17 protein-coding genes are annotated in these 12,536 nt (G+C 68.3%); 9 read left to right on the top strand and 8 right to left on the bottom strand.

Going from position 1 to position 12,536, the window contains the following annotated elements:
- Window positions 1–2 precede the first annotated feature (2 nt).
- The 3 genes from AT701_RS13525 to AT701_RS13535 are packed head-to-tail and all read right to left on the bottom strand — an operon-like array spanning window position 3 to window position 1,618.
- Complete coding sequence (locus AT701_RS13525; RefSeq protein WP_058126005.1) at window positions 3–440, bottom strand: hypothetical protein; 438 nt, start codon at window positions 438–440, stop codon at window positions 3–5.
- Window positions 441–453: 13 nt separating this feature from the next.
- On the bottom strand, window positions 454–1,281 hold the full coding sequence (locus AT701_RS13530) for a mycofactocin-coupled SDR family oxidoreductase (RefSeq protein WP_058126006.1): 828 nt from the start codon (window positions 1,279–1,281) through the stop codon (window positions 454–456).
- A 22-nt stretch (window positions 1,282–1,303) separates the two neighbouring features.
- A complete protein-coding gene (locus AT701_RS13535; RefSeq protein WP_003894073.1) occupies window positions 1,304–1,618 on the bottom strand; it encodes a putative quinol monooxygenase in 315 nt (104 codons plus the stop codon).
- Window positions 1,619–1,782: 164 nt separating this feature from the next.
- Between AT701_RS13535 and AT701_RS13540 the strand changes: the two genes are divergently transcribed.
- On the top strand, window positions 1,783–4,413 hold the full coding sequence (locus AT701_RS13540; protein ID WP_014877465.1) for a DNA translocase FtsK: 2,631 nt from the start codon (window positions 1,783–1,785) through the stop codon (window positions 4,411–4,413).
- 10 nt (window positions 4,414–4,423) lie between these two features.
- On the opposite strand, the gene AT701_RS13545 is transcribed toward AT701_RS13540, so the two are convergent.
- Window positions 4,424–4,906: an amino-acid N-acetyltransferase gene (locus tag AT701_RS13545; RefSeq protein ID WP_003894076.1), complete on the bottom strand. Its 483-nt coding sequence runs from the start codon at window positions 4,904–4,906 to the stop codon at window positions 4,424–4,426.
- 105 nt (window positions 4,907–5,011) lie between these two features.
- Between AT701_RS13545 and pgsA the strand changes: the two genes are divergently transcribed.
- The 5 genes from pgsA to pspM all read left to right on the top strand — a co-directional run bounded on the left by pgsA (window position 5,012) and on the right by pspM (window position 8,466).
- Window positions 5,012–5,617, top strand: coding sequence for a CDP-diacylglycerol--glycerol-3-phosphate 3-phosphatidyltransferase (pgsA, locus tag AT701_RS13550; protein WP_003894077.1), 606 nt, complete (start codon window positions 5,012–5,014; stop codon window positions 5,615–5,617).
- Window positions 5,595–6,083 (top strand): CinA family protein, encoded by a 489-nt coding sequence (locus AT701_RS13555; RefSeq protein ID WP_003894078.1) that lies wholly within the window; start codon window positions 5,595–5,597, stop codon window positions 6,081–6,083. Before pgsA ends, AT701_RS13555 begins: the two co-directional genes overlap by 23 nt.
- A gap of 122 nt (window positions 6,084–6,205) precedes the next feature.
- Window positions 6,206–6,544 (top strand): transcriptional regulator ClgR, encoded by a 339-nt coding sequence (gene clgR / locus AT701_RS13560; protein ID WP_003894079.1) that lies wholly within the window; start codon window positions 6,206–6,208, stop codon window positions 6,542–6,544.
- 227 nt (window positions 6,545–6,771) lie between these two features.
- Window positions 6,772–7,611: a phage shock protein PspA gene (pspA, locus tag AT701_RS13565; protein ID WP_003894080.1), complete on the top strand. Its 840-nt coding sequence runs from the start codon at window positions 6,772–6,774 to the stop codon at window positions 7,609–7,611.
- Between the two features lie 18 nt (window positions 7,612–7,629).
- Window positions 7,630–8,466 (top strand): phage shock envelope stress response protein PspM, encoded by an 837-nt coding sequence (pspM, locus tag AT701_RS13570; RefSeq protein ID WP_003894081.1) that lies wholly within the window; start codon window positions 7,630–7,632, stop codon window positions 8,464–8,466.
- A 7-nt stretch (window positions 8,467–8,473) separates the two neighbouring features.
- Here pspM and AT701_RS13575 read toward each other — a convergent pair whose 3' ends face one another.
- Window positions 8,474–8,881 carry a DUF5313 domain-containing protein gene (locus tag AT701_RS13575; protein ID WP_003894082.1) on the bottom strand — a complete coding sequence of 136 codons (408 nt, stop codon included), beginning with the start codon at window positions 8,879–8,881 and terminating at the stop codon, window positions 8,474–8,476.
- Window positions 8,878–9,306: a limonene-1,2-epoxide hydrolase family protein gene (locus tag AT701_RS13580; RefSeq protein ID WP_058126007.1), complete on the bottom strand. Its 429-nt coding sequence runs from the start codon at window positions 9,304–9,306 to the stop codon at window positions 8,878–8,880. Before AT701_RS13580 ends, AT701_RS13575 begins: the two co-directional genes overlap by 4 nt.
- A 43-nt stretch (window positions 9,307–9,349) precedes the next feature.
- Between AT701_RS13580 and AT701_RS13585 the strand changes: the two genes are divergently transcribed.
- From AT701_RS13585 to AT701_RS13595, 3 genes are read left to right on the top strand one after another with little or no spacing between them, the layout of a single operon-like run.
- Complete coding sequence (locus AT701_RS13585; RefSeq protein WP_058126008.1) at window positions 9,350–10,522, top strand: glycosyltransferase; 1,173 nt, start codon at window positions 9,350–9,352, stop codon at window positions 10,520–10,522.
- 9 nt (window positions 10,523–10,531) lie between these two features.
- Window positions 10,532–10,726, top strand: a complete 195-nt coding sequence (locus tag AT701_RS13590; protein ID WP_011728536.1) for a DUF3046 domain-containing protein — start codon at window positions 10,532–10,534, stop codon at window positions 10,724–10,726.
- A 43-nt stretch (window positions 10,727–10,769) separates the two neighbouring features.
- Complete coding sequence (locus tag AT701_RS13595) at window positions 10,770–10,973, top strand: hypothetical protein (protein ID WP_003894087.1); 204 nt, start codon at window positions 10,770–10,772, stop codon at window positions 10,971–10,973.
- 12 nt (window positions 10,974–10,985) lie between these two features.
- Here AT701_RS13595 and hypD read toward each other — a convergent pair whose 3' ends face one another.
- Together hypD and AT701_RS13605 are read right to left on the bottom strand one after the other, a co-directional pair.
- Window positions 10,986–12,110 (bottom strand): hydrogenase formation protein HypD, encoded by a 1,125-nt coding sequence (gene hypD / locus AT701_RS13600; RefSeq protein WP_058126009.1) that lies wholly within the window; start codon window positions 12,108–12,110, stop codon window positions 10,986–10,988.
- Between the two features lie 40 nt (window positions 12,111–12,150).
- On the bottom strand, window positions 12,151–12,435 hold the full coding sequence (locus AT701_RS13605) for a HypC/HybG/HupF family hydrogenase formation chaperone (RefSeq protein WP_003894089.1): 285 nt from the start codon (window positions 12,433–12,435) through the stop codon (window positions 12,151–12,153).
- Window positions 12,436–12,536 lie beyond the last annotated feature (101 nt).

The following is a 12,536-nucleotide window of genomic DNA, read 5'->3' on the forward strand; positions in this document are numbered from 1 at the left end:
GCTCAACCCGCCAGCAGCAGGATCCCGCCGGTGAACAGGCCCGCGAGCTTGAGCACCTCCAACGCGACATACGCGTAGTGCGCCTGCGACCGCGGCAGGTTCTCGGCGTCGGGCCCCGCGGCGAGCACGGCGTCGGAGCGGCGCGTGAGCCGGGGGCGCACAGCGATCACTTGCGCCGCGAGCGCCACCACGGCGACCGCGACCGCCACGAGCACCGCGGTCTGCGGCGGATCGCTCAGCAGCACGACGAGGACCACGGCGGCGAAGACCACCTCGACCGTGTTGAGCGCGCGGAACACGAGTCGCCCGATACCCAGACCGATCGGCAGCGTGACGTTCGGCGCGCGGAACTTCAGTGGGGCTTCGAGGAACGAGATCGCCAGCACCATGCCGATCCAGCAGAAGATGACGGCGACCCCGATCGCAGACGCGATGCTCATGCGGCCTCCTGGTTCACCGCTTGTTGACGATGCCCGCGTCCACCGGCAGCGTCACACCGGTGACGTAGCGAGCCTGGTCCGACACCAGCCACGCCACCGCGTTGGCCACGTCGTCGGCGTCGATCGCCTGCACCGGCAGCGCGTTGCCCATGTCGACGGGGCGCCCGGTCTCCTCGGTGATGTGTGCGAGCCATCCGCGGGTGAACTCGTTGTCGATCATCGGGGTGTCCACGCCGGTGGGGTGGACCGAGTTCACCCGGATGCTGTGCGGGGCGAGGTGGTTGGCGTATGCGCGCATGAGGCCGACTATGCCGTGCTTGGCGGCGGTGTAGCCGAGGGATCCGCGGTCGCCGCCACCGATGCCGACGAGCCCGGCCACCGAACTGATCAGGACGATCGCGCCGCCGTCGCCCTGCTCGACCAGGGTCGGGATGGCGACCTCCACGGTGTGGTGCACACCGGTGAGGTTGACGTCGATGACGTCGCGCCAGCCTTCCGGCCCGGACAGCATCGGGGCGATGCCCGCGTTGGCGACGACGATGTCGAGCCTGCCGAACTCGTCGAGGCCGGCCGCAAGTGCCGCGGCGAGTTCGGGTTCGTCGCGCACGTCGGCCTGCCGGGTGACGACGCGTCCGCCGGCCTTTTCGACGAGTTCGGCCGTGGTGGCCAGGTCGTCGGGTGTGGCCAGCGGATAGGGGACCGACGCGATCTGGGCGCACAGGTCGACCGCGATGATGTCGGCGCCGTCAGCGGCGAGGCGGACCGCTTCGGCACGGCCTTGGCCGCGTGCGGCGCCCGTGATGAAGGCGACCTTGCCGGACAGTGGGGCGGTATCGCTCATATGTGGGTCCTGACGGAAGTGGTCACGGCCTCAGCCGGCCCTTGGCGGGGTCACCGGCCACGACCGGTTGCAGCGTCTTGATGTCGGGCGCGCCGTCGAGCAGGCTGCCGATGGCGCCGAAGAGAGCGCCGATGGCCGGTGCGCCGCCGTGTGTCTTGAGCGCGTCGGCGTCGGCCCACTGCTCGACGAAGACGAACGTGCCGTCGTGCTCGTGCAGGGCGTAGAGCTCACAGCCCGGCTCGTCGTGGACCGCGGCGACGGCTTTGGTGCATTCCTCGCGGACGGCGTCGACGGACTCGGGCTTGGCCTTCATGGTGGCGACCACGACAACGGGCATGTACGCACGGCTCCTTGCTCATACAACGATCACTGGACGGGTGTCCAGCCTACCGAGAAATCCCGTTTACGAATCGGTTCGTACAACTAAGTTGTTATCGATATCAGGCTGTGACCTGTGTGGCTGATGGTGATTCTGGGGCTGATGCGACTAGGCTTGCGGACATGGCTAACAAGACCGCCGCCCGCTCCCGGGCGCGTTCGGAAAGCTCTTCGAGCAGGTCTTCGGGCAGGTCACGGGGCGGCGCGAAGCAGGGCGCCCAGGACGGCGCCCGGCGGAAACCGCCGACGCGCCCCGCACCGCAGCAGCGGCGCAAGCCCGCCCGGCGGCCCCAGGCGTCGCCCGTCGCGCTCGCAGGCCACAAGCTGGGGCAGGGGGCCCGCGCCGGGTGGCTCATGCTGGCCAAGGGCGCGGGCTCCACGGCCCGCTCGGTCGGCCGCGCGCGTGACATCGAGCCCGGGCACCGCCGCGACGGCATCGCGCTCGCACTGCTCGGCATCGCGGTCGTGGTGGCCGCCAGTTCGTGGTTCGACGCCGCGCGCCCGGTGGGCGAGTGGATCGACACCGCACTGCGCACGCTGGTGGGCGGACCGGTGGTGCTCGTGCCCGTCCTGCTCGCCGCGATCGCGGTCGTGCTGATGCGCTCCGAGCCCGACCCCGAGGCACGGCCCCGGCTGATCCTCGGCACGGCGATGATCGCGCTGCCCGCCCTGGGCCTGTGGCATCTGTGGGCCGGCTCGCCCACCGATCCGGTGGGACGAAGGGGTGCAGCGGGATTCGTCGGTTTTGCCATCGGCGGACCGCTCTCCGACGGCCTGACCGCGTGGATCGCCGCGCCGCTGCTGTTCATCGGTGTGCTGTTCGGGTTGCTGCTGATCACCGGGACCACGATCCGTGAGGTGCCCTCGACCGTCCGTGCGATGTTCAGCACGCGCGGGTTCCACGACGGCGAGTACGACGACGAGTACGAGTACGACGAGGACTACGACGACGCGCGCTACGACGAGCGCGACGGTGACTTCTCCGACGACTTCTCCGACGGCTACTACGACGCCGAGGTCCCCGACGAGGCGGCCAAGACGTGGCCGGGTTCGGGCCCGATGGCGGCCATCGAGGCGCCCAAGGCGCCCGCGGGCACGCCCATGGACAACTACCCGCTCGAGGACGCGCCGACCGTGCCGGAACCGGCCGTCAAACCGCGCCGGAAGAAGCCGGAAGCCGCCAAACCGGCGAACAAGGCCGAAGAGGCCGCCAAAGAGACGATGGTCATGGACCGCGTGGTCGAGGGGCCGTATGTCCTGCCGCCGCTCGACCTGCTCATCGCGGGTGACCCGCCGAAGCTGCGGACCGCCGCCAACGACCAGATGACCGACGCCATCACGTCGGTGCTCGAGCAGTTCAAGGTCGACGCGGCCGTCACGGGCTGCACGCGCGGCCCGACGGTCACGCGGTACGAGGTCGAACTGGGACCGGGCGTCAAGGTCGAGAAGATCACCGCGCTGCACCGCAACATCGCCTACGCCGTGGCGACCGAGAGCGTCCGCATGCTCGCCCCGATCCCGGGTAAGTCCGCGGTGGGCATCGAGGTGCCCAACACCGACCGCGAGATGGTGCGGCTGTCCGACGTGCTCACCGCACCGAGCACGCGCCGCGACCACCACCCGCTGGTGATCGGCCTTGGCAAGGACATCGAGGGCGACTTCGTGTCGGCCAACCTCGCGAAGATGCCCCACCTGCTGGTGGCCGGTTCCACCGGTTCGGGTAAGTCGAGCTTCGTCAACTCGATGCTCGTGTCGCTGCTGGCGCGGGCCACCCCGGAAGAGGTCAGGATGATCCTGATCGACCCGAAGATGGTGGAACTCACGCCGTATGAGGGCATCCCGCACCTCATCACGCCCATCATCACCGAGCCCAAGAAGGCCGCCGCGGCGCTGGGGTGGCTGGTCGAGGAGATGGAACAGCGCTACCAGGACATGCAGGCGTCGCGCGTGCGTCACATCGACGTGTTCAACGAGAAGGTGCGCTCCGGTGAAATTTCAACGCCGCTCGGCAGCGAGCGCGTGTACAAGCCGTACCCGTACATCGTGGCGATCGTCGACGAGCTCGCGGACCTCATGATGACCGCGCCGCGTGACGTCGAGGACGCCATCGTGCGCATCACGCAGAAGGCCCGCGCGGCCGGCATCCACCTGGTGCTCGCGACGCAGCGTCCCTCGGTCGACGTCGTCACGGGTCTGATCAAGACCAACGTGCCGTCACGGCTCGCGTTCGCGACGTCGTCGCTCACCGACAGCCGCGTCATCCTCGACCAGGCAGGCGCCGAGAAGCTCATCGGCATGGGCGACGGGCTGTTCCTGCCGATGGGGGCCAACAAGCCCATCCGCATGCAGGGCGCGTTCATCACCGACGAGGAGATCCACGCCGTCGTCGCGGCCACCAAGGAGCAGGCCGAGCCCGAGTTCGTCGAGGGCGTCACGGCCGTCAAGGCGGGCGAGCGCAAGGACGTCGACCCCGACATCGGTGACGATCTGGACGTCTTCCTGCAGGCCGTCGAACTCGTGGTGTCGTCGCAGTTCGGCTCGACGTCGATGCTGCAGCGCAAGCTGCGTGTCGGTTTCGCCAAGGCCGGCCGCCTGATGGACCTCATGGAGACCCGCGGCATCGTCGGCCCGTCGGAGGGTTCGAAGGCGCGCGAGGTGCTGGTGAAACCCGAGGATCTGGCGGGCACGCTCGCGCTCATCCGCGGCGGCGCCGACGCCAACGGTGCCGAACCCGAGGACGGCGAGGAGTTCTGAGCCGAGAGTCCTACAGGGTCAACAGCATTCGCGTGTTGCCGAGGGTGTTGGGCTTGACGTACGACAGGTCGAGGAACTCGGCGACACCGGTGTCGTAGGAGCGGCACATCTCCTCGTACACCTCGGCGGTCACCGGGGTGCCGTCGATCTCGACGAAGCCGTGCTTGGCGAAGAAGTCGACCTCGAAGGTCAGCACGAAGATGCGCTCGAGGCGCAACTCGCGCGCGACGTCGAGCAGGCGGTTCACCAACCGGTGGCCGACACCGGTGCCGCGGACTTTCGGATGCACCGCGACCGTGCGCACCTCGCCGAGATCGGCCCACAACACGTGTAGCGCGCCGCAACCGACGATCTCGCCGTCGAGTTCGGCCACCCAGAACTCCTGGACCGACTCGTACAGCGTCACCAGGTTCTTCTCGAGCAGGATCCGGCCCGCGTAGATGTCGACGAGATGCTTGATGCCGGGCACATCTGAGGTGCGCGCGCGTCGCACGACGGGACCTTCGGCCGGTTCGTCCTGGCCCTGGTTTGCGCCTGTGTTCGCGCCTGCATTCACAGGTGGAAGAGTATCGGTTTCGGCAACCGATATTCTGTTGCGGTGCCGGGGCAACCTTCTACCGATCCGGTGGTCCCGCGTGCGCGCGTGGCCAACCTCGCCAATGTGCTCACCGGCATACGCATGGCACTCGTGCCGGTGTTCCTGGTGTTCCTGTTCACCGACGGGGGCCATGAATTCTTCTGGCGGATGGCTGCTTTCACGGTGTTCGCGGTCGCGGTCATCACCGACCGGTTCGACGGGGCACTGGCGCGCAGCTACGGCATGGTCACCGAGTTCGGTGCACTGGCCGATCCGATCGCCGACAAGGCGCTCATCGGCGCGGCGCTGATCGGGTTGTCGATGCTGGGGGATCTGCCCTGGTGGGTGACCGCGGTGGTCCTCGCGCGTGAGATCGGCATCACGCTCATGCGTCTCGCGGTGTTGCGCCACGGTGTGATCCCGGCCAGCCGCGGCGGGAAACTCAAGACCACGGTGCAGGCCGTCGCGATCGGACTGTTCGTCATGCCGCTCTACGCGTGGTCGCCGGTGTGGACGACCGTGGCGTGGGCGATCATGTGGGCGGCGGTGGTGCTCACCGTGCTCACCGGTGCTGACTACGTGGTTTCGGCGATCAGGGATTCGCGTGGACGACCCGCTGACAACTGACGACGCACGCGCGCTCGTCGCCGATCTGACGGTGTACGGCCAGAGCGTGGCGACCGCAGAGTCGCTGACGGCAGGACTGCTCGCGGCCACCCTCGCCGGTGTGCCAGGGGCGAGTGCGGTGCTGCACGGCGGTCTGATCACCTACACCGAGGACACCAAGATCTGGCTGGCCGGTGTCGCGCCGCAGGTGCTCGACGCTGTCGGTCCGGTCTCGGCGCCGACGGCCCGCGCCCTTGCCGTCGGGGCGCGTCAGCGCTGCGCGGCGACCTGGGGGGTGAGCCTCACCGGGGTGGCCGGGCCCGAGGCGCACGGAGGGCACCCGCCCGGCACGGTGTTCCTGGGGATCGCGGGGCCCATCGACACCCATGTCGCCGAGTTGTCGTTGTCCGGGTCACGCTGGGAGATCCGGGTGGCCGCGGTCAACGCGGCGATCTCGCGGCTGCGGGCGCTCGTCGAGCAGCAGTGACCGCGGTTTCGGTATGGCTGCGGTAAGACATCCCACAACTTGGCGATTGCTGGGAACCTCTGGGAGGGCGCACACGTTCTGCATGTAGCGAACACCGCCGACGTCCACCTGAGGAGGGCACCATGACGGCATTGCTGCGCGAGGTGATTGGCGACGTGCTGCGCAACGCCCGCACGGACCAGGGTCGCACGCTGCGTGAGGTGTCCGACGCCGCCCGGGTCAGTCTGGGCTACCTGTCCGAGGTGGAACGCGGCCGCAAGGAAGCATCGAGCGAGCTTCTCAGCGCGATCTGCGACGCACTCGACGTACCACTTTCGCGCGTGCTCACCGACGCCGGTGAGAGCATGGCGCGCCGTGAACACGACGCCCGTGAGGCCGAGCAGGTCGCGGTGGCGAACCTCGGCCGCATCGATGCCGCGACCAAGGTGGTCATCCCGCAGGTGTCCATGGCCGTCGCATAAGGATCAGCGCGAAGATCAGCGTGACGGCCGGCGTGACGGCCGCTTGATCATCCCGGTCGAAACATCCTGTCGTCGCAGGTCGCGTCCCCGCGGATTTTCCGACACGCGTTACGTGCACAGACTGTGGCGGCATGCCGGGAACCGATAGGTTGGCACCACAAGCAGTTGCGGCAATCTGAACATGAGGCCTGAGTCACCAGGCCCGACAGACAAGGCGGAATGAACCCATGGCCAATCCGTTCGTCAAGGCGTGGAAGTACCTGATGGCGCTGTTCAGCTCCAAGGTCGACGAGTATGCCGATCCCAAGGTGCAGATCCAGCAGGCCATCGAGGACGCGCAACGCCAGCACCAGGCCCTGACCCAGCAGGCCGCCCAGGTCATCGGAAACCAGCGTCAGCTGGAGATGCGCCTGAACCGGCAGCTCGCCGACATCGAGAAGCTCCAGGTGAACGTGCGTCAGGCGCTCACACTCGCCGATCAGGCCACGGCCGCCGGTGACGTTGCCAAGGCCACCGAGTACAACAACGCCGCCGAGGCGTTCGCCGCGCAGCTCGTGACCGCCGAGCAGAGCGTCGAGGATCTCAAGGGGCTGCACGACCAGGCGCTGCAGGCCGCCGGGCAGGCCAAGAAGGCCGTCGAGCAGAACGCCATGATGCTGCAGCAGAAGATCGCCGAGCGCACCAAGCTGCTGAGCCAGCTCGAGCAGGCCAAGATGCAGGAGCAGGTGAGCTCGTCGCTGCGGTCGATGAGCGAGCTCGCCGCGCCCGGCACCACGCCGAGCCTCGACGAGGTGCGGCAGAAGATCGAGCGCCGCTACGCCAACGCGATGGGCGAGGCCGAGCTGGCGCAGAACTCGGTGCAGGGCCGCATGATGGAGATCCAGCAGGCCAGCGTGCAGATGGCAGGCCATTCGCGGCTGGAGCAGATCCGCGCCTCGATGCGCGGGGAGGCGTTGCCCAGTGGCGGCGCCGCCTCGACGCCTGCGACGCCGTCCACCCAGGGCACGCCGGCCGACCCGGCGACCAACCAGACGCCGCCCAACACCGAAAACCCGCTGGGCCAATAAGGATTCGAGTTCGAGAGCATGACAACCAAGACCGGTCGACCAGAAGCCTGGCGGTCACTGCTGCAGCGGGGGATCGACACCGCTGCCGAGGTGTCGGGTGCGGTGGCGGAGAAGCTCAACGCCGCGGCCGATCCTCGCGCCAAACTGCTGCGCAAGCGGCGGTGGGCTTTGCGGTTCGCGGTGTTCTTCACCTTCGCCACAGGGTTCTGGGTTTTCGTCACCGCGGTGCTCGCCGCGTGGACGACGCCGGTCTGGGTGCTGATCATCACCGGCGCGATCGCCGCGGGCGCGGCGTTCCCCGCGACGCTGGCCTGGTTGCGCTACCGGTGGCTGCGCCGCACGCCGCTGCCCGTACAGCGGCCCACCGTCGGGCGACGCCTGCCGCCGTGGGGATCGGCTGCGCGCCAGCCCATGTCGGCGCTGCTGGCCTCGGAACGCGGCATGTTCTCGTTGCTCGGCGTCATGGAGCGCGGCCGCATGGTGCCGCCCGAGGAGTTGCACGAACTCACGACCGTGGCGAACCAGGCCGCCCGCACCATGATGGCCACCGCCGACGAAGTGGTGTCGATGGAACGTGCGGCAGGCAACGCGCCGCAGTCGCGGCCGCACCTGGTGCCCACCATCAACGCGTTCGCCGCCCAGCTCAACCAGGGCGTGCGCCAGTACAACGAGATGGTCACCGCCGCAGCCCAACTGGTGTCATCGGTGAACGGTGGTGCGAACGGCCAGATGCCCGGTGGCCCGGCGGCGCCGCTGTCGCAGCAGCGATACCGCTCGGAACTCACCGGTGCCACCGACCGGCTGACCGGCTGGGCGCAGGCGTTCGACGAACTCGGCGGCCTGCGCCGCGCCTGAACTCGGCTCAGATGTCGTGGCTGCTGGGCGGGCCGGACCGGGGCCCGTACTTCTCGATGTAGGCCTGGTGGATGTGCGCGTTCTTCTGGCGTGAGAGCTCGTCCACCAACCCGGGGTTGAGCCCGTGCTTGGCCAGCATGTGACGGCGCCACACCTTGTTGAGCGCGTGCGAGAAGAACACGAACGGGATGAAGATCGGCAGCGTCATGCTGATGTGGACGTACAGCGTCGTCGGGATCAGCCAGAACGGGGCCAGGATGATCAGCGCCGGGATGGCCATGCGCACCATCAACCGGACCGTCGCACCTTTGCCCGCCAGGTCGTTGCGAACCCAGTCTCGCATCGAGTCGGGCAGCCGCCGTCCGTAGCAGTAGGTGATGTACTCCCAGACGTTGGGTTTGGTGCGCTCGCTCACAGCTTGGCGCGCAGCGACGGGACGACGATGCCGAGCAGACCACGCACGGTCGCCTTGAAGATGTCGAGGTAATCGAAGTAGTCGCGCCACAGCGTGATCCGGCCGTCGTGCACCTCGAACACACCGCACACCCAGAACTGGACCCGCAGCGGGCCGAACGTGAGTACATCGGTGCGCTCGTTGAGCACCGCGGCGCCGTCGGCCGCGCTGCGATGGATCTTGACCTCGAAACCGGCCCGCCCCTGCATGGACCGGAACAGCTTCATGGCGCGGTTGCGACCATAGATGGTCGGCATGCCCACGTTCTGGTAGACGAGGTTCTGCGCCAGCGCGTTCTCCGCGGTGTCGAAGTCCTGTTCCTGCAGCGCGTTGAGGAACGTCTCGACCGCGGCGATCGGGTTCTGCACCGTTGTTTGGTCAGCCATGCCCAGAAAGCCTAGATGGCGGGGGCTGTGGCAGGGTAGGCCGGTGCGCATAGCTGTCGTCGCCGGGCCCGATCCGGGGCACGCGTTCCCGGCCCTCGCGTTGTGCCTGAAGTTCCTCGCCGCAGGTGATCAGCCCACGTTGCTGACGGGTGTGGAATGGTTGCAGACCGCCCGCGACGCCGGTGTGGACGCGGTCGAACTCGACGGCCTCGACCCGACCGACGAGGACGACGACGCCGACGCGGGCGCCAAGATCCACCGGCGTGCGGCGCGCATGGCGGTGCTCAACACGCCCAGGTTGCGCGATCTCGCGCCGGACCTGATCGTGTCCGACGTCATCACGGCGTGCGGCGGCATGGCCGCCGAGCTGCTCGGCCTTCCGTGGGTCGAACTGAACCCCCACCCGCTGTACCTGCCGTCGAAAGGTCTGCCGCCCGTGGGCAGTGGTCTGGCGCCCGGGGTGGGCCTGCGCGGCAAGCTGCGCGACGCGATCATGCGCGCGCTGACCGCGCGGTCGTGGAAGGCCGGGCTGGCCCAGCGCGCGCAGGCGCGGGCCGGCATCGGCCTGCCCGCCGAGGACCCAGGGCCGCTGCGCCGCCTGATCGCGACGCTGCCCGCGCTGGAGGTGCCGCGCCCGGACTGGCCGCACGAGGCCGTCGTCGTCGGCCCGCTGCATTTCGAACCCACCTCGGCGGTGCTCCAGATCCCCGCGGGCGAGGGACCCGTCGTGGTGGTCGCGCCGTCCACCGCGCACACCGGCGCGCAGGGGATGGCCGAGCTGGCGCTGGAGTGCCTGCGGCCGGGAGAGACGCTGCCGACGGGTGCACGGGTGGTGGTGTCGCGGCTGGCCGGCCCCGACACCGAGGTGCCGCCGTGGGCCGCGGTGGGCCTGGGCCGCCAGGACGAACTGCTGACCCACGCCGACGTGGTGATCTGCGGCGGCGGGCACGGCATGGTGTCCAAGACGTTGCTGGCGGGTGTGCCGATGGTGGTGGTGCCCGGGGGCGGGGATCAGTGGGAGATCGCCAATCGTGTTGCGCGCCAAGGCAGTGCGCAGCTGGTGCGGCCGCTGACCGGTGACGCGCTGACCGCCGCGGTCGGCGAGGTGCTGGGCTCGCCGAGCTACCGCAGAGCCGCGGCCGCAGCCGGGGCGTCGGTCGCCGAGGTCGCCGATCCGGTACAGGTGTGCCATGACGCGTTGATGAGGACTGGGTAGGTTGGGACCGTGCGTTTGACGGAATTCCATGAGCTCGTGGACGGCCAGTTCGGGACCATCCGCGGGCGGTCGCTGCTGGTCGACCATGTGCTGACCGAGCTGGGTGGACGCACGGCCGCCGACGCCATCGAGGACGGTGTGGACCCCCGCCAGGTGTGGCGGGCGCTGTGCGCCGATTTCGACGTGCCGCGCGATCAGTGGTGATCAGGGGAGTTTTCCGATCCCGTGGCGGCGTAGACTTTCACGCATGGGGTTGGGTGATCATCCCCAACGGACACCGCTCTACGGTGTGCTGCTGGTGGTCGCTGCCGTCCTGCTGTGCTGGCTGACCGCGTCGGCCTTCACCGGATGGCAGATGGTTGTCGGATACCTCCTGGCTGTTGCGATCGGCGTGTTCGGGTTCGTCATGACGCTGCGGGATTACGACCGTTTCCCGCACTGGCGGCAGTGATCTGACCCGTCCTCAACGACGCAGCAACAACTGGGCGGTGTCGCGATGAAGCCTGCCGAAGTTGTAGTACGCGGCGCACGCACCCTCGGGTGAGACCATGCACGTGCCGATCGGCGTCTCGGGCGTACACGCCGTCCCGAAGACCTTGCACTCCCACGGTTTGATGACGCCCTTGAGCACCTCGCCGCACTGACACGCCTTGGGATCGGCGACCCGCACGCCGGGCATGTCGAAGATCAACTCGGCGTCGTAGCCGGCGTAGTCGGGGTGGATCTTCAGCGCGCTCTGAGAGATGAAACCCAGTCCGCGCCACTCGAAATGCGGCCGCAGTTCGAACGTCTCGGCCATCAGCTTGAGTGCGGCCACGTTGCCCTCGGGCCGTACCACACGCGTGTACTGGTTCTCCACCTCGCAGCGCCCGTCACGGATCTGCTGCAGCAGCATGTGCACCGAGGCCAAGATGTCCAGCGGTTCGAAACCCGCCACCACGATCGGTTTCCCGTAGACGCCGGGCACGAACCGGTACGGGCGCAGACCCACCACGGTCGAGACGTGCCCCGGGCCCAGGAACCCCGACAGCCGCAGATCGGGTGATTCCAGGATCGCCTTGATGGGCGGGACGATCGTGACATGGTTGCAGAACACGCTGAAGTTGCGCACGCCGAGTGCGCGGGCCCGCACCAGCGTGACCGCGGTCGACGGGGCCGTGGTCTCGAAACCGACCGCGAAGAACACGACATGCCGCTCGGGGTTGTCGCGCGCGATCTTGAGCGCGTCGAGTGGGGAGTACACGAACCGCACATCGGCCCCACGTGCCTTGGCCTCGATGAGGTTTCCCGCCGAACCGGGAACGCGCATCATGTCGCCGAACGTCGTGAAGATGACGCCCGGTTGCTCGGCCAGCCACATCGCGTCGTCGACCCGGCCCATCGGGATCACGCACACCGGGCACCCCGGGCCGTGGACGAGCTCGATGGATTCGGGCAGCAGGTGTTCGATGCCGTGGCGGTAGATGGTGTGGGTGTGGCCCCCGCACACCTCCATGAACTTGAACTCGTCGCCTGCCGCGAGTTCGGTGATCGACCGGACCAGGGCACGCGCGGCCGCCGGATCACGGTATTCGTCGACGAATTTCATGCGGCACCTTCTTTTTCGGATCTCCGGGCTCTGCCGGCTCTCAGGCGATTTCCGACGACGTGAACGCGTCGATCTCGTTGGTGTAGTCGGCGCCCATCTTCTGCACCTGATCGAGGGTGAGTTGCGCTTCGCGCTCGTCGATCTTGGCCATCGCGAACCCGACGTGCACCAGCACCCAGTCACCGACCCGCAGGATGTCCTCTGGATTGTCGGTGGCCAGCAGGCGCACGCTGATCACGCGGCGCACGCCGTTGACGTCGACCTTGGCGAGATGGGCCTCGGTGTCGACGATGTCGACCACCTGACCGGGTATGCCGAGACACATGGGTGGCTCCTTAAGTTCGTAGTTGCAGTTTCTTCGTGTTGTTGAGGCAGTTACGTTGGGCTGTGACCCGGGTGGGTCGGGTGTGGCTGTGGTGTGTGTTG

This window comes from Mycolicibacterium smegmatis (assembly GCF_001457595.1).
Taxonomy (GTDB): Bacteria; Actinomycetota; Actinomycetes; order Mycobacteriales; family Mycobacteriaceae; genus Mycobacterium; species Mycobacterium smegmatis.